The following is a 15,566-nucleotide window of genomic DNA, read 5'->3' as shown; positions in this document are numbered from 1 at the left end:
GCGCTTCGTACGGCCGCCGTGTTCGTCCTCCTCGTCAGTCCCCCCGTCAGTGCCCTGCTGTCAGTGCCCTGCTGTCAGTGCCCCATGGCTCCGGCGACTTCCGCCTGGTACTCCGCATAGGCGGCGCGCAGGGCCGTACCCGGCCAGTCGGCCGGGAGGAGGTCGGGGGGCAGCACGGGGTCGGTGAGCAGATGGCGCACGACCGCGGCGAAGGCCGCGAGGAGGTCGGCGGGACGCTCCGCCTGCGCGATGTGGACGAGCAGGGCGTTCGCGGTGGCGGCCCACGCATCCAACGGCCAGAGGTGCGCGGCGAGTTCGCGCGCGGGGCGCTCGGGGCGGGCGGTGTAGGACTGGGCCACCGGCGTCAGGTCGTCCGGCAGGGGGCGGCTGAGGTTGGCGGGGCGCAGCCAGACGCCCTCGCGGAGTTCGGCCAGGCGCAGCGCGGTCAGCCGGGCGCGCAGGTCGGCGCGTTCGGCGGGGCCGCGACCCGTGGCCGTGATCACCACCATCTCCCAGTCGCCGTCCCACGCGCGCGTGCGGGCGGCCACCGCGTCGTCCTGACGGCGCTGCCGGGCCAGCAGGCGGTCGCTGAGCCGGTAGACGGCGTCCGTGCGCCGCAGGTCACCGGCGGTCACCATGCGGCTGAGCGCGGCACGCAGCGTGGAGCCGCCGACGCCGAAGGGCTCGACCGCGCGCACGAGGTCCTTCACCGCGAGCTCCGGCGGGTGCGTGCCCAGCAGCAGGCTCAGCACGACCGAGCGCGCGGACAGCGGCCGCAGGCCGAGCTCACCGGACTGCTCTGACACGTTCATGCGCATGGGCACGTACTGTACGTGCGCCTCATTGTTGCATCATTGCTACAGCCGCCAGAAAGATGCAACATGGCTGCATGACATCGACACCCGCGCCCGCGCAGCCCCAGCCGACGTACGCCACGCACGACGTCACCAACCAGCCGCCGCCGCTGACGCCGTACGACGCCTCCGAGGACATCGCCCTGCTGGAGGGGCTGCGCCGGGAGGGCGCCGGATGGGCCGAGGAGGGCGTCCGCCGGCTCGGTCTGCGGGCCGGCAGCGCCGAGGCGCAGGAGTGGGCCGAGCAGGCCAACGTCCACGAGCCGGTGCTGCGTACCCATGACCGGTACGGCAACCGCGTCGACGAGGTCGACTTCCATCCCAGCTGGCACCACCTGATGCGGGCCGCGGTCGCCGAGGGGCTGGCGGGCGCGCCGTGGGCGGACGACCGCCCCGGCGCCCATGTCGCCCGCACCGCCGGCGGGTTGGTGTGGGGGCATACCGACGCCGGCCACGGCTGTCCTACGTCGATGACGTACGCGGCCGTCCCCGCGCTGCGCGCGCAGCCGGACCTGGCGAAGCTCTACGAACCCCTGCTGACCGGCCGGGAGTACGACCCGGAGCTGCGGGTGCCGACCGAGAAGCCCGGACTGCTCGCCGGCATGGGGATGACCGAGAAACAGGGCGGCTCCGACGTCCGTACGAACTCCACGACGGCGACCCCGACAGCCGAGCCCGGTGTGTACACGCTGCGCGGACACAAGTGGTTCACGTCGGCGCCGATGTGCGACGTGTTCCTGGTGCTGGCGCAGGCTCCGGAGGGGTTGTCGTGCTTCCTGGTGCCGCGGATCCTGCCCGACGGCAGCCGCAACGCCTTCCGCATCCAGCGGCTCAAGGACAAGCTGGGCAACCGGTCCAACGCCTCCTCCGAGCCGGAGTTCGACGGGACCGTGGCGTGGCTGGTGGGGCCCGAGGGCCGGGGCGTCAAGACGATCATCGAGATGGTCAACTGCACGCGCCTGGACTGCGTGATGATGTCGGCGACGCTGATGCGCAAGACGCTCGTCGAGGCGGGCCATCATGTCCGGTACCGCAGCGCGTTCGGGGCGCGGCTGCTCGACCAGCCGCTGATGCGCAACGTCCTGGCCGACCTGGCGCTGGAGTCGGAGGCCGCCACCACGCTCACGCTGCGGCTGGCAGGGGCTGCGGACCGGGCGACCCGCGGGGACGCGGGCGAGGCGGCGTTCCGGCGGATCGCGACCGCGGTCGGCAAGTACTGGGTCACCAAGCGGGGTCCGGCGTTCACCGCGGAGGCGCTGGAGTGCCTCGGCGGCAACGGCTACGTGGAGGAGTCGGGCATGCCCCGCCACTACCGCGAGGCTCCCCTGCTGTCGATCTGGGAGGGCTCGGGAAACGTCAACGCCCTGGACGTGCTGCGGGCGCTCAGGCGGGAACCGGGCACCGCGCAGGCCTTCTTCGACGAGCTCGCCCTGGCGCGCGGCGCGGACGCCCGGCTGGACGCGGCCGTCGTCCGGCTCGAGGGCCTGCTGGCCGCCGGCTCCGAGGCCGGCGCCCGCCGTCTGGTGGAGCGGATGGCCCTCGCCCTCCAGGCCTCCCTGCTGGTCCGGCACGCCCCGCCCGCGGTGGCCGACGCCTTCTGCGCGACCCGGCTGGGCGGCGACTGGGGGCACGCCTTCGGGACCCTCCCGGACGCCGCCGACGTCGACGCCGTCCTGCAGCGGAGCCTTCCCGTCCCGAACTGACCGTTCCCACCTGTGAGTCATCGCTCGATTCCGCTTCGTTGTCAGTGGCGTGGTGCAGACTCGTGATCAGTTGGCACTTCTGGCACTTCGTCCGGGGGAGGACAACGTGTTCACGGGGATCGACGAGGTCGAGTGGACCTCACTGCGACACGCGTACGGCAGCGCACGGGACGTGCCCGGAGTGCTCAGAGGGCTGGCCTCCGCGGAGCCCGTCGAGCGGGCGGCGGCGCTGGACCGCATGTACGACGCGGTGCACCACGAGGGGAACGTGTACGACTCGACGCTCGCCTGCGTTCCGTTTCTGCTCGCGCTGGCCGCCGACGAGCGGGTGCGGGAGCGGGGCGGGCTGGTGGAGTTGCTGGTGAGCATCGGGGAGTGCGCGGGCGCCGAGGGCGGCGCCGCGTCGGCCGGGATGGCGGTCCGGGCGGAAGCCGCCGTCCGGGCGGGCGCCGAGGTCTTCGTCCGGCTGGCCGGGGATCCGGACGCGGGGGTGCGCCGGGCGGCGGCCGCGGCGGTCGTGCGGTTTCCCGAGGAACCGGCGGGTGTCCTGGCCCTGCTGCGGGAGCGGCTCACGGTCGAGCGGGACGACCGGATCGTGATCGCCCTCGTCGAGAGCCTCGGTCACTTCGCGCGCCGGCGTCCCGTGCAGGCCGCCGAGGCGGTGGAGCTGCTGGCGGCGCAGAGCGGTCCGCCGTACGGTCCGGCGACGCGCCTGGCCGCGCTGGGCCAGCTCGCGGCCTGCGCGCCCGAGCGGCTGCCGGCCGACCTGGTGCCGACGGTCCTCCGACTGCTCGGGGAGCGCTCAGCACACCACCCCTGCCGCCCGGGAGCGGCAGGCGCGTCCGCCGCGCACTCCCTCGTCGACCGGCTACGGCGGCTGCGCCCCTCGGACGAGGAGGGGACCCGCCTGCTGCGCACCCTGCACATCGCGCTCGACGACCGGCTGCCGGACCGTATCGCCCTGCTGCACGGGCAGTTGACGAGCCAGGTCCCGACCGACCGGTGCAACGCCGTGCTGCTGGCCGCCGCGCTGTTCCGCGAGTGGCGGGGCGACCACAGGGCGACGGTCGCGTTGATCGGGGAGCAACTGCGTCCGGAGGCGGGCGAGGACGAGGGGCGGTTGCGCGACACGGCCGTGTCCGTCCTGGCCGATCTCTTCACACTGGCCGCGCCGGCCGCCGACCGCCTCCACGCGCTGGTGGTGGAACACCCCGACCAGTGGATACGGCGCTGGCGGCCCGAGGCGCCCCTGCTCGCCGGGCCGCTCTGCGCGCTGGCCAGGAGCAGGGACCCGCGGGCGGTGCCCGTCCTGGCCGAGGTGCTGGCCGGGCCGGTCGTCCCCCGGGACCTGGGAGCCGTCGTCGCCGACCTCGGCGCCCCGGCGGCCCCGCTCACGCCGGCCCTGCGGCGCGCGCTCGCCGCCGTGCCGCTCGACTCCCCCGACACGGCGACACCCCTGCTCGCCGCGGTGCGGGCACTGGGCGACACGGAGGCCGTGCCCGAGGTCCTGCGCCTGCTGGCCGGCGCCCGGACCGGCAGCGAAGATCGGCACAGCGGCGGAGACCGGCACATAGGGGCCGCGCTCGAAGCCCTGGGCGCTTTCGGGGCGGACGCGCACGAGGCTGTGCCTGTCCTGCGCGGGCTGCTGGGCAGCGAACACGCTCGCGCGGCGGCGGACGCGCTGTGGGCCGTCGAGGGTGACGCGTCCGCGGTCCTGCCGGTTCTGCTGCGGGAGGTGACGCACGAGGATCCCCGGCGCCGGGCTCTCGCCGCGCGTTCGCTGGAGCTGCTCGGCCCCGACGCCCGCCCCGCGCTGCCCGAGCTGCGCCGGGCGATCGAGACGGGCGGCTCGGCGGAGAGGGCGGCGGCCGGCTGCGCGGTCTGCCGGATCACCGGGGAGGTGGAACCGACCGTCGGCGGGGCGCTGCGGTCCGCCTGGACGGAGCACCCCGCTGCGCGCGCCGCGATCGCCGCCTGCCTCACCGCCCTGGGCCCCGCCGCCGCACCCCTGCGGGACCTTGCGGCCACGGAACTCGCCGCCCCGCGCCGCCACACCGCCCGCCCCGGCGGACACGGCAGCCACGACATCCCGAGGGACGAGGAGCTGCTGAGGCTGTGCCGGCTGGTGGTGGAGAGCGCGTAGCGGGACGGCCCTCCGGCCCACTGACGCGCCCGATGCGGCCGATGCGGCGGACCGGGCCCGGTCGTGCGCAAAAGCGCTCCCCGAGCCGCCCCAGGACCGTCCACACCAGGTCGGCCGAGAACGCACGCCGCGCACTGGGCCGACGCGGCCAGGTGCGGTCGCTGAGCGCGCCGCACACCGCCAAGCGACCTGTCCGGGCCGGACCTCCGCCCGGGCGCCAGGCCGTCGCTCAGGCGACAGACCTGGGCCCAGGCTTCAAGCAGCCGCCCAAGAGGGCATCCGCACCGCAAGCCTCCGCCCAGGGCCTCAGTCGCCGCCCGCACGGTCGGGCAGGCCTCGGAGCAGGCGGAAACGCAGGGCCCGGAGCCAGGCGGGACCGTAGGGCGGTCAGCCTGTCGGGCGGCCCCACAGGGCGTCGAAGCGGGCCCAGTCGGTGTCCCACTGCTCCACGCGGCGGCGTTCCAGGCGGCCCCGTACGAAGCGGCCGCCGGCGAGGGGAAGGGCCGCCACGCCGACTCCGGCCAAGCCTCCGACGAGGGAGGCGCGCAGTCTGGCCTGGGCGGCGGTGGCCGGCTTCGTCACCAGGCGGCCCTGCCGGTCCGTCCAGACCGTGACGGGCGTGCCGGCGGCGCTGCCGGGGCCGACCCGGACCTGACCGGTGTGCGCGGAGCCGTCCGGCCCGGTCCAGCCCACCTTCGCCCACACCTGATCGCCGCTGGCGGAACCGCTCGCGGCGGCCTTGCCCGGCGCCTGCTCGGACAGCCGCCCCACGAGGGGGCGCCACTCGACGCGTTCCCGCGCCAGGCCGTGCTCGACGGATCCTGCGGTCGCCCACCCCGCCAGCACCCCGGCGAGGACGGTCAGCCCCCACACACCCAGCACGACCCAGGACTCCACCGTGTCGGCGCGACGCTTGAGCGGGTTGCGCCGCCAGCGCCACAGCCACAGCTTCGGACCACGGAACGCCATCGAAGGCTTCCTCCTCGTGAGCATGAACATCCCGGCCGCCCTCCCATACGGGGCAGGCGGGCCCGATGCTCAGGACGACTCCCTCATCTCGACGGTCCCACGCCTGCGCCGACCGCGCAGACGCCCGTCGGAAAGTGGCCGATGACATGCGCTCCCGGCCCGCCTCCCCCGCTGTGACCTGCGGCGACGGCGTTTCCAGAGGTGACTGTCAGTGGCGGGGTGCAGACTGGCCGGTGTCTGGGACAAAGACGTCGAGGACACAGCGGAGGAGATCGGCATGACCGAGGTACTGCTCGCCGTGGGCACGCGCAAAGGCCTGTTCATCGGGCGGCGGCGCGGCGGCGCATGGGAGTTCGACGAATCCCCCTATTTCAATGCACAGGCGATCTACTCGGTCGCCGTCGACACCCGCGGCGACCGCCCGCGGCTGCTGGCCGGCGGCGACAGCGCGCACTGGGGGCCGTCGGTGTTCCACTCCGACGACCTCGGTCGGACGTGGACGGAGCCGGCGAAACCGGCCGTCAAGTTCCCGCAGGACACGGCGGCCTCGCTGGAACGCGTGTGGCAGCTGCACCCGGCGGCGGCCGAGCCGGACGTGGTGTACGCGGGCACGGAACCGGCCGCGCTGTACCGCTCGGAGGACCGCGGCGAAAGCTTCGAGCTGGTCCGCCCGCTCTGGGAGCACCCGACGCGTTCGCAGTGGGTGCCGGGCGGCGGCGGGGAGGGCCTGCACACGGTCCTCACCGACGAACGCGACCCGCAGGCGGTGACGGTGGCCGTGTCGACGGCCGGGGTGTTCCGCACGACCGACGGCGGCGCGAGCTGGGCGCCCTCCAACTCCGGTGTCTCCGCGGTGTTCCTGCCGGATCCGAACCCGGAGTTCGGCCAGTGCGTGCACAAGGTCGCGAGGGACGCGGCGAACCCGGACCGCCTCTACCTCCAGAACCACTGGGGGGTCTACCGCAGTGACGACGCGGGCCGGCAGTGGACCGACATCGGCGCGGGCCTGCCCTCCACCTTCGGCTTCGCCGTCGCCGCGCACCCGACCCGCGGGGACACGGCGTACGTGTTCCCGATCACCGCCGACGCGGACCGGGTGCCCGCCGACCGCCGGTGCCGGGTCTTCCGCACGGCGGACGCGGGCAGCAGCTGGGAGCCGCTCACGGCAGGCCTGCCGCAGGAGGACCACTACGGCACGGTCCTGCGCGACGCGCTCCGGACGGACGACGCGGACCCGGCGGGCGTGTACTTCGGCAACCGCAACGGCGAGGTGTTCGCCTCCGCCGACGACGGCGACAGCTGGCGGCAACTGGCCTCGCACCTGCCGGACGTTCTGTGCGTCCGGGCCGCGGTGGTCGGATGAGGGGAGCCCTGCGACAGGAGCGGCCGTCCAGCCTTGGCCACTGGTTGATCACCGTGGTGCGTACGGCAGTAGGGTGACGCCGTGGCACCACGACCCTTGCATGAAATCGTCGAACCGGGCTGGGCGAAGGCCCTCGAACCCGTCGCCGGAAAGATCGCCGAGATGGGCGACTTCCTGCGCACGGAGATCGCCTCGGGACGCACCTACCTCCCAGCCGGGCAGAACGTCCTGCGGGCCTTCCAGCAACCCTTCGACGACGTCCGCGTCCTGATCGTCGGACAGGACCCGTACCCGACGCCGGGGCATGCGGTGGGGCTGTCGTTCTCGGTCGCTGCGGAGGTCCGCCCGCTGCCCGGCAGTCTGATCAACATCTATCGCGAGCTGAACACCGACCTGGGCCTGCCCCAGCCGTCCAACGGCGACCTGACGCCGTGGACGCAGCAGGGGGTGCTGCTGTTGAACAGGGCGCTCACCACGGCCCCGCGCAAGCCGGCCGCGCACCGCGGCAAGGGCTGGGAGGAGGTCACCGAGCAGGCGATACGGGCGCTGGCGGCGCGCGGCAAGCCCTTGGTGTCCATCCTGTGGGGCCGTGACGCCCGCGACCTGCGTCCGCTGCTGGGGGATCTGCCCTCGGTGGAGTCAGCGCACCCCTCCCCCATGTCGGCCGACCGCGGTTTCTTCGGCTCAAGGCCGTTCAGCAGGGCCAACGACCTGTTGGTCCGGCAGGGAGGTCAGCCGGTGGACTGGCGTCTGCCGTGACATCCGACGCCGGTCATGGCGACGGCGCCGGCATCCTCGCCGTGGATTCGGGCGGTTCGGGGCTGCGGGTCGCGCTGGGAGTCGCCGAGCAGGGGATCCTGGGCCGGTGTTCGTCCGACGTGCCCGTGCGCACCGATGCACGAGGCATCGACCCGGGTCACCTGATGGCGCAACTGGCGCCGCTGGTCCGGGCGTTGAGGGACGAGACCGGTGTCGCGTCGCCGGTCACGGCCGTCGTGGGAGCGGCCGGGCTCGGCACGCTGGGCGACGCCCTTCGCGCCGAGCTTCCGGGCTCGCTGGCGCGGGAGTTCGGGGTCCGTACGACCGCGCTCGTCGCCGACGCCGTCACCGCCTATGTCGGTGCGCTCGGGGCCCGGCCGGGAGCCGTGGTGGCCGGGGGCACGGGTCTGATCGCGATCGGCACGGATCTGACGGCATGGCAGCGGGCGGACGGCTGGGGCCATCTGCTGGGCGACTGCGGGGGCGGCGCCTGGATCGGTCGGGCCGGGCTGGAAGCCGCCCTGCGCGCGCACGACGGGCGTCCCGGCGGATCCGCCCCGCTCCTGGCCCGCGCCGAGGAGCGGTTCGGGCCGATGCCCGGGCTGCCAGGACTGCTCTACCCGCGCCCGGACCGCCCGGCCGTCCTCGCCTCCTTCGCACCGGACGTGGCCGGTTGCGCCCAGGACGACGATCCGGTCGCCGACGGCATCCTGCAGGCGGCGGCCCGGCACATGGCCGACTCGGCCGCCGCCGTCTGCCCGCCCGGCGGAGAGACCCGGATCGCGCTCACCGGGGGCCTGTTCGGCCTGGGCGAGCCTCTTCTCGTCCCCTTGGAGGGCGAATTGGCGAGACGGCTGCCGCGCGCCCGGCGGGCGCCCGCCGAGGGCGATCCGCTGGACGGCGCCGTGCGCATCGCCACGGCACTGGCGACGGGCACGCTCACGCTGCCGGCCGAGGAGACACTCCTCTCGGTGATGCATCACCCGTAATGCCATGGGCGTAGAGAACGTACGTCACGGTCCAAAAGCGGGGATTGCCCCCTTCGAGGGCAAGTCTCCCGGAAAACACGCTGATCACTTCTGATCCGTACGTAACTCATCAGACAAAACCGGACGGATACCGCTCACCTGCACCCTCCCCGAACAGGGGAGCCCAGGAAGCCAGTAACATGCGTCGCCATGAGCTCCCCCACTGGGCCCGCGTCCGGCCTGCCAGTACGAATGCCGCGACCTCGCCAGCCCGGGCGGCACCGCCGACCCGAGCCTCTGGCGGCTCCCGAGGGCGCGCCCGCCCTCGTTCTCGCGGTGCCGGGTACGCCGAGCGCCGCCACCCGCGGCCTCGCCGAGGAGATCGTGAGCATCGCCCGCTCCGAGCTTCCCGGCCTGGACGCGCGTATCGGCTATCTCGACGGGGACGACACCGAATTCCCCACCCTGCAGGCCATGCTCACGTACGCCGCCGAGGAGCGCACCGCCCGCTTCGAGCAGGCCCGCGCCGCCGGTCTGGACGTCAAGGAGCCCGACGGCCCGGTCGCCGTCGTCGTGCCGCTGCTGGCCGGCCCCGACAACTCGCTGCTGCGCCAGGTTCGCCAGGCCGTCATGGAGAGCCGGATCGCGGCCGAGCTGACCGATGTGCTCGGCCCCCACCCGCTGCTCGCCGAGGCGCTGCACGTGCGGCTGTCCGAGGCGGGCCTGGCCCGTGCGGACCGCGCCCGGCTGTTCACCGTGGCGACGGCCGCGGACGGCATCATCCTGGCCTCCGTGGGCGGCGAGGAGGCCGTGCAGGCGGCCGGGATCACCGGCATGCTGCTCGCCGCGCGCCTCGCCGTGCCGGTGATGGCCGCGGCCCTCGACCAGGAGGGCTCCATCGCCTCCGTCGCCGAGCAGCTGCGTTCCTCCGGCTCCCAGCAGCTCGCGCTGGCGCCGTACCTGATCGGCCCGGAGATCGACGCCACGCTGATCGAGGAGGCGGCCAAGGAGGCGGGCTGCGCCGCCGCCGAGGCGCTCGGCCCGTACCCGGCCATCGGCAAGCTCGCGCTGGCCAAGTACACGACCGCCCTCGGCATCGCGCCGCCGCAGCCGCAGGGCGCGCCGGTCCGTTGAAACCACCGTTAGAGGACGCAGTACGACCCGAAGGGCCCGCTCCGGCTGAGGAGCGGGCCCTTCGTCGTGCGGGCGGTCGAGGCAGGGACAGGGGCCGCGGGACAGGGGTCAGCCGAGGACCACGCAGGACGCGGCCGGGACGGCGATCGAGCCGCCGCGCCGGGGCAGGCCGCTGGCCGGGTCCAGGGTGAACCAGGTGACGTCGCCGGAGCGCTCGTTCGCGACGTAGAGGCAGCGGCCCGGGCCGTCGACCGCGACGGCCCGCGGCCAGTGTCCGGCGCAGGGCACCGTCCCGACCAGCCGCAGCGCCTCCCCCTCGCCCTCCACCGCGAAGACGGAGAGCACGTCCTCGCCGCGGGTGGCCGTCCAGACGAACCGGCCGTCGGGCGAGACGGCGAGCCCCGAGGGGTAGGCGTCCCCGGCCGGGGCGCCGGGCAGCACGGCCGCCTCGGCCAGCGGCTTCAGCGAGCCGTCCGAGGCGTCCCAGCGGCAGACGGTGACGGTGGGGGTGAGTTCGTTGACGACGTAGGCGTACCCGCCGCCAGGGTGGAAGGCCAGGTGGCGGGGCCCGGAGCCGGGACGCAGCGCATGCTCGCGGTGCAGGACGGGGCTGCCGTCGCGCAGGGCGCACACCCGCACGGAATCCGTCCCCAGGTCCACGCTCACCGCCCAGCGGCCGCTCGGGTCGGGCTGCACCTGGTGGGCGTGCGGACCCTGCTGGCGTCGGGTGTGCGGGCCCGAGCCGGTGTGCCGCAGGACGCCGGAGGCGACGCGGGCGAGGGCGCCGTCCGGGCGGACCGGGACGGCGGTGACGCTGCCGGAACCGTAGTTGGCGGTGAGGACGTGACCGTCGAACACGCTGAGGTGCGTGGGCCCGCTGCCGCCGACGGGCACGGGCGGCCCGGCGGGTTCCGGCACGTCGCCCTCGACCCGGTAGGCGGCCACCGCGCCGTCCGCCGTCTCGCTGACCGCGTACAGCGTGTCCCCGGCGGGCGACAGGGCCAGATACGAGGGGTCGGGCACGCCGTTCACGCTGCTCAGGACGGTCAGGGCGCCGCTGTTCGGGTCCACGGCGGCGGCCACGATGCCGGGCCCTCCAGCCGCCGTGAACGAGCCGATGAACGCCCGCCGTCGTCTACCGCCGAGGTCTGCCACCGCTGTCCCCTCCCGGGTCGCCGCTCTCGCTGCTGACGCTGCTGCTCGGGGTGACGGTAGCAGTCGATCACCAGCGGTCTAGACCAGACTCGCTCGCCGCGTCGGGAAGCCGGCGCCCGCTCAGGCGCCGAGCGAGGCCCGGTGGGAGCCGCGCAGGGGGACGGCGAGTTCCAGGAGGGCCTGTTCGAGGGCGTGGAGATGGACCAGCACCGGCTCGGCCGGCGCACCGTGCGGCGCGGCGGAGGACTGGACGGGGTGGCGCGGTCCGACGGCCGGCGGGCCGGTGAGCGCCTCGACGGCGGCCTCCACACGCCAGCAGGCGGCGACCAGCCGGGCGTCGTGCGAGGCCTCGGGGTCCGCGGCGACCGAGGCCAGCCCGCGCACCTCGCGGGCGCAGTCGTCGAGCAGGGCGAGCACGTGCCGGGCCCTGCCCTTGCGGGCCCGCAGCGGGCTGAACGGGTGCACCAGCGGCGCCAGGGACTGCCGGACCCGGGCCAGGATCTGCTCCAGCTCGGCCACCCGCCGGGCGGGGTCCGCCGTCGGGGAGCCCGCGAGCCGGGCGGCGGCCTCGGCGGTGCACGTGTGCACACAGCGCAGGGCACGCTCCACCCACGCGTCGGTGACGGAGTGCGTGGTCACGGGAAGCACCAGCAGCACCGCCAGCACGGCGCCCAGCGCCCCCACGCCCGTCTCGGTGACGCGGAGAGCGAGCAGGGCCGGGTCGAGCACGCCGAGCAGCTCGTACAGCGCGCTGGCCATGACCGTGACGGCGAGCATCATCCACGTGTAGGAGACGGCGGCGGAGTAGAAGATCCCGAAGACGGCGGCCGCGACGATCGCGGCGGTCGCCACCGGCTCCCCGTGCAGAGGCAGGGCCACGAGCAGGCCCAGCACGATGCCGATGACGGTCCCGAGGAACCTCCTGAAGCCCCGGACCAGCGTCTCGCCGCGGGAGGCGGTGTTCACGAACACCCACCACGTGGCGCCCACCGCCCAGTACCACCGCTGGTCGGACAGCGTCTGTCCGACGACGAGGGCGATCCCGGCGCCCGCGGTCGCCTGGACCGCCTGCCGTGTCGTGATCCGCGCCAGCCCCGTGCCGCCGGTCGGCGGTGCGACGGGGGCCGGCGGCGCCGGAAGCCGCCGCTCGTAGCGCCACAGCCCGAACCGCACGGTCGACGACGCCGCCAGCGACGTCAGCACCGCGGCGTAGAGCTCGGGCAGTTGCCCGGGGACGGTGTGCAGGAACTGCGCGGCGAAGAAGGTCATGAACGCGAACACCCCGAGCGCGTGGCCGCGCGGCCCCCAGCGCCGGGCATACGCGCCGACCCCGACGACGGTGAGGAAGGCCAGGTCACGGGCGACGGGCAGCTCGTGCAGGACGGCCGCGAGAGCGAGTATTGGCAGCCCGACGACCGGGAGCAGAGCGGTCGTCACGGCCTGCGCGCGCACCGTCGCGTCGGTCACCGTGAACAGGGCGAGCAACGCGGCGAGACCTCCGGCGACGGCCGCCGCCAGCGAATGCCCGGCCAGACCGCACAGCGCGACGGCCAGCCCGATGCCGAGCACGGCCCGGGAGGCGAACCGCAGCCGCACACGCCCCGGATCCGGTGCCACGAAGGCCCTCTTCAGCAAGCTGCCCCGCCCTTTCCCCACCCTGACGCGCCGCGCCGTGAGACACGCCACGAGACGCGGCGTGCGATGCGACATGAGAAAGGCGCCGCGGAGTCCGCAGCGCCATCGATACGACCATCTCACCACCTGGAGGGCTGGTGGTTCAACAGGAGCCGGAGGAAGTGGGCCAATGGTCCAGCGAGGCAGCGGTTCTCACCACCGTCGGCCGGCCAACGGCCCACCCCGTGTCAGTGCCCCAGCCCGGCGCCTCCGTCGACCGGGATCACGGCGCCGCGCACGTAGCCGGCGCCGGCCAGGAACGCCACCGCGTCGGCGACCTCGTCGGGGTGGGCCGGGCGGCCGGCCGGGGTGCGGTCGAGCAGGTGGCGGCGCTGCTCCACGGTGAGCGCGCGGCTCATGTCCGTCTCGGTCAGACCGGGCGCCACCACGTTGCAGGTGATGTCCCGGGCGCCGAGCTCATGGGTCAGCGATCGGGCGAACCCGACCAGCCCCGCCTTCGCCGCCGCGTAGTTGGTCTGCCCGGCGGCGCCGTGCAGGGCGGCCGTAGAGGAGATCAGCACGATACGGCCGTGGCCCTGCCGCAGCATCCCGCGCACCGCGCGCCGGACGACCCGGAAGGCTCCGGTGAGGTTGGCGTCGATCACGGAAGTGAAGTCCTCCTCGCTCATCCGCACCAGCAGCCGGTCGCCGGTGACGCCCGCGTTGGCCACCAGGACGGTGACCGGCCCGTGGGCTGTCTCGGCCTCCTTGAAGGCCTGGTCCACCTGCTGCCCGTCCGTCACGTCGCACCGTACGGCGAGAAGGTGGTCGGCGGCGGGCGGCGGATCACGCCGGTAGGTGACCGCGACGCGGTCGCCCGCCGCCGCGAAGCGCCGGGCGATGGCCAGCCCGATCCCTCGGTTCCCCCCGGTCACGAAGACCGACCGGCCCGTCGCGGGTCCGCTGACGCCTGTCATTTCGTCTCCTCGTCCTCTCGGTTTCCGTCGGTCTCGCCGCCGGCCTTCCGTGCACGCAGCCCTGCCGCGGCCACGACGAACCCGACGAAGGCCAGTACGGCGGTCCAGAACGTGGCCGCGTACATGGCGTCGAGGAAGGCGCGGTCGGCCGTGGCCGCCAGTTCGGGCAGGCGTAGCGAACCGGCCAGTGCGCGGGCCGCCTCGGCCGAGGTGCGGGCCTGGTCCTGGGCGGCCGGGGTGAGCTCCCCCGGGCCGTCGGGCAGGCTGGCGTCCGCCATGCGGTCCCGGTACACGGCGGAGAGGATCGAGCCGGCCATCGCCACCCCGAGCGTTCCGCCCACCTGCCGGGTGACGCTGTTGACGGCCGATCCGGCGCCCGTGAGCTGCGGCGGCACCCCGCTCATCATCACGGCCGTGACGGGCGTGCCGACCAGGCCCATGCCGAACCCCTGCACCCACAGCAGAAGCACGACGACCGGGATCGGGGTCCCGCCGTCGAACCACAGGTAGCCGACGTAGGTGGCCGCCGTGGCGAGGACCCCGGCCGCGACCGTCCAGCGGGCCGACAGCAGTCTGCTCATCGCCGGGGACGCCTGACTGCCCAGGACGATGCCGACCGCGGCGGCGATCATCACGATGCCGGCGTCGGCCGGGGAGAGCCCGCGGGGTCCCTGGAGATAGAAGGCCGCGTAGAACAGGTGCCCGGCCAGCGCCATGAACGCGATCAGCAGCACCACGCTCCCGGCCGTGAACCCGGGCTGCCGGAACAGCCGCAGGTCCAGGCTGGGCGCCGGGGACCTGCGCTGACCGGCGACGAAGGCGGTGAGCAGCGCGCCGCCCAGGACGAGGGGCAGCAGGACGTGGACGCCGGGCCAGGTCTGTCCGTTGCCGAGTTCGATGACGCCGTAGACCACACCGCCGAGGCCGAGCACGGACAGGACGAGGCCAGGCAGGTCGAGCACTCTGCGTCCGGGGCCTTTCAGCGCGGGCACCACGGCCACCACTCCGGCCAGGCACACGGCCACGATGGGCACGTTGACCAGGAAGACGGAGCCCCACCAGAAGTGGCTGAGCAGCACCCCGCCCACGACCGGGCCGACGGCCACGCCCAGGCCGCTGGACGAGCTCCAGATCGCGATGGCCCGGGTGCGCTTCTCCGGCGGGGTGCTCTGCACGATGACCGACAGGGTCGCGGGCATCAGCAGGGCGCTGCCCGCGCCCATGAAGGCGCGCGCCACGATCAGCCAGGCCGCGTTCCCGGCGAACGCGCCGGCCCCGGAGGCGGCGCCGAACAGCGCCAGACCGGCGAGGAGCGTGGTCCGCGGGCCGAAGCGGTCGGCGAGCGCGCCGCCCGCGAAGAGGGTGCCGGCGAAGACCAGGGTGTAGGCGCTGGCCACCCACTCCAGCTCGGCAGGGGTCGCGCCCAGTCCGTCGTCCGGGTCGGCCAGCGTGGTGACCGCCACGTTGAGGATCGAGGTGTCCAGCCAGATCAGCATCTGGGCGCAGACGACGACCAGGAGGACGGGCCAGGAGCGGGGGGCCGTCGCCGGTGGCGTGGTCCGTTCGGTGCGGCTGACTGCGCTCATCGGGCGCCCCCGTCACGCGTCGGGACGGCGGTGTCGGCATCCCCGTGTCTGTGCAGCGCCCGCTCGACGAGGGCGTCGGCCGTGGCGGCGGACAGCAGCTTCTTCGCCGGTGCCCTGCCGAGCGTCGGGGCGAGAGCCACCGTCAACCGTTCGGTGACGAGGGCGCCGCCGGTCCGTTGCAGGTTGGCGAGCATGCGGTCCGCGGGCGGGGCCGCGCACACCGCCGTGGAGCGGGCCCGGGCCAGCGCTGCTTCGGCGTCAGCACGGCCTGCAGCCATGTCTCGTCGATCACCTCGGTCGCGGCCGGGGGGTCCGCCCAGGTGGGGGCGAGCAGGCCCGCG

General features: G+C 74.6%; 13 protein-coding genes. 6 read left to right on the top strand and 7 right to left on the bottom strand.

All coding sequences use genetic code 11. The annotated features are described in order from the left end of the window. Positions 1-74: 74 nt before the first annotated feature. Positions 75-818, bottom strand: a complete 744-nt coding sequence (locus ACIBAF_RS20675; protein ID WP_399464666.1) for a PaaX family transcriptional regulator C-terminal domain-containing protein — start codon at positions 816-818, stop codon at positions 75-77. A gap of 71 nt (positions 819-889) precedes the next feature. On the opposite strand from ACIBAF_RS20675, the gene ACIBAF_RS20670 reads away from it, so the two are divergent. After that, positions 890-2,557, top strand: coding sequence for a DNA alkylation response protein (locus tag ACIBAF_RS20670; RefSeq protein ID WP_399464665.1), 1,668 nt, complete (start codon positions 890-892; stop codon positions 2,555-2,557). A gap of 106 nt (positions 2,558-2,663) precedes the next feature. After that, positions 2,664-4,700: a HEAT repeat domain-containing protein gene (locus tag ACIBAF_RS20665; RefSeq protein ID WP_399464664.1), complete on the top strand. Its 2,037-nt coding sequence runs from the start codon at positions 2,664-2,666 to the stop codon at positions 4,698-4,700. Between the two features lie 387 nt (positions 4,701-5,087). Here the strand turns inward: ACIBAF_RS20665 and ACIBAF_RS20660 are convergent, their stop codons facing one another. Then, entirely contained in the window at positions 5,088-5,669 is a 582-nt protein-coding gene (locus ACIBAF_RS20660) for a hypothetical protein (RefSeq protein WP_399464663.1), read from the bottom strand. Positions 5,670-5,880: 211 nt separating this feature from the next. Here ACIBAF_RS20660 and ACIBAF_RS20655 point away from each other — a divergent pair, with 211 nt between their 5' ends. From ACIBAF_RS20655 to ACIBAF_RS20640, 4 genes are all read left to right on the top strand, one after another. Then, positions 5,881-7,032: a WD40/YVTN/BNR-like repeat-containing protein gene (locus tag ACIBAF_RS20655; protein WP_399464662.1), complete on the top strand. Its 1,152-nt coding sequence runs from the start codon at positions 5,881-5,883 to the stop codon at positions 7,030-7,032. An 81-nt stretch (positions 7,033-7,113) separates the two neighbouring features. Further along, a complete protein-coding gene (locus tag ACIBAF_RS20650) occupies positions 7,114-7,791 on the top strand; it encodes a uracil-DNA glycosylase (protein WP_399464661.1) in 678 nt (225 codons plus the stop codon). Beyond that, positions 7,788-8,780: an N-acetylglucosamine kinase gene (locus ACIBAF_RS20645; RefSeq protein WP_399464660.1), complete on the top strand. Its 993-nt coding sequence runs from the start codon at positions 7,788-7,790 to the stop codon at positions 8,778-8,780. The genes ACIBAF_RS20650 and ACIBAF_RS20645 overlap by 4 nt, the downstream gene beginning before the upstream one ends. Before the next feature lie 189 nt (positions 8,781-8,969). Further along, positions 8,970-9,893 carry a sirohydrochlorin chelatase gene (locus tag ACIBAF_RS20640; RefSeq protein WP_399464659.1) on the top strand — a complete coding sequence of 308 codons (924 nt, stop codon included), beginning with the start codon at positions 8,970-8,972 and terminating at the stop codon, positions 9,891-9,893. 108 nt (positions 9,894-10,001) lie between these two features. On the opposite strand, the gene ACIBAF_RS20635 is transcribed toward ACIBAF_RS20640, so the two are convergent. The 5 genes from ACIBAF_RS20635 to ACIBAF_RS20615 form a co-directional block, all read right to left on the bottom strand. Beyond that, positions 10,002-11,048: a lactonase family protein gene (locus ACIBAF_RS20635; RefSeq protein ID WP_399464658.1), complete on the bottom strand. Its 1,047-nt coding sequence runs from the start codon at positions 11,046-11,048 to the stop codon at positions 10,002-10,004. Positions 11,049-11,168: 120 nt separating this feature from the next. Continuing rightward, complete coding sequence (locus ACIBAF_RS20630) at positions 11,169-12,683, bottom strand: FUSC family protein (RefSeq protein WP_399464657.1); 1,515 nt, start codon at positions 12,681-12,683, stop codon at positions 11,169-11,171. A 227-nt stretch (positions 12,684-12,910) separates the two neighbouring features. Next, on the bottom strand, positions 12,911-13,639 hold the full coding sequence (fabG, locus tag ACIBAF_RS20625) for a 3-oxoacyl-ACP reductase FabG (protein WP_399464656.1): 729 nt from the start codon (positions 13,637-13,639) through the stop codon (positions 12,911-12,913). Continuing rightward, positions 13,636-15,225, bottom strand: coding sequence for an MFS transporter (locus ACIBAF_RS20620; RefSeq protein WP_399464655.1), 1,590 nt, complete (start codon positions 15,223-15,225; stop codon positions 13,636-13,638). The genes fabG and ACIBAF_RS20620 overlap by 4 nt, the downstream gene beginning before the upstream one ends. Continuing rightward, entirely contained in the window at positions 15,222-15,503 is a 282-nt protein-coding gene (locus ACIBAF_RS20615) for a hypothetical protein (RefSeq protein ID WP_399464654.1), read from the bottom strand. The genes ACIBAF_RS20620 and ACIBAF_RS20615 overlap by 4 nt, the downstream gene beginning before the upstream one ends. Positions 15,504-15,566 lie beyond the last annotated feature (63 nt).

This window comes from Streptomyces sp. NPDC051677 (genome assembly GCF_044453465.1).
In the GTDB taxonomy this organism is placed as follows: domain Bacteria; phylum Actinomycetota; class Actinomycetes; order Streptomycetales; family Streptomycetaceae; genus Streptomyces.
Note: the sequence above shows the minus strand (reverse complement) of the source record. Positions and strands in the feature narration are given on the sequence as shown.

Bases quoted from the DNA above. Each gene is read 5' to 3' on its own strand.
- ACIBAF_RS20675 (WP_399464666.1), bottom strand. From the start codon at position 818: ATGCGCATGAACGTGTCAGAGCAGTCCGGTGAGCTCGGCCTGCGGCCG.
- ACIBAF_RS20670 (WP_399464665.1), top strand. From the start codon at position 890: ATGACATCGACACCCGCGCCCGCGCAGCCCCAGCCGACGTACGCCACG.
- ACIBAF_RS20660 (WP_399464663.1), bottom strand. From the start codon at position 5,669: ATGGCGTTCCGTGGTCCGAAGCTGTGGCTGTGGCGCTGGCGGCGCAAC.
- ACIBAF_RS20640 (WP_399464659.1), top strand. From the start codon at position 8,970: ATGAGCTCCCCCACTGGGCCCGCGTCCGGCCTGCCAGTACGAATGCCG.
- fabG (WP_399464656.1), bottom strand. From the start codon at position 13,639: ATGACAGGCGTCAGCGGACCCGCGACGGGCCGGTCGGTCTTCGTGACC.
- ACIBAF_RS20620 (WP_399464655.1), bottom strand. From the start codon at position 15,225: ATGAGCGCAGTCAGCCGCACCGAACGGACCACGCCACCGGCGACGGCC.
- ACIBAF_RS20615 (WP_399464654.1), bottom strand. From the start codon at position 15,503: ATGGCTGCAGGCCGTGCTGACGCCGAAGCAGCGCTGGCCCGGGCCCGC.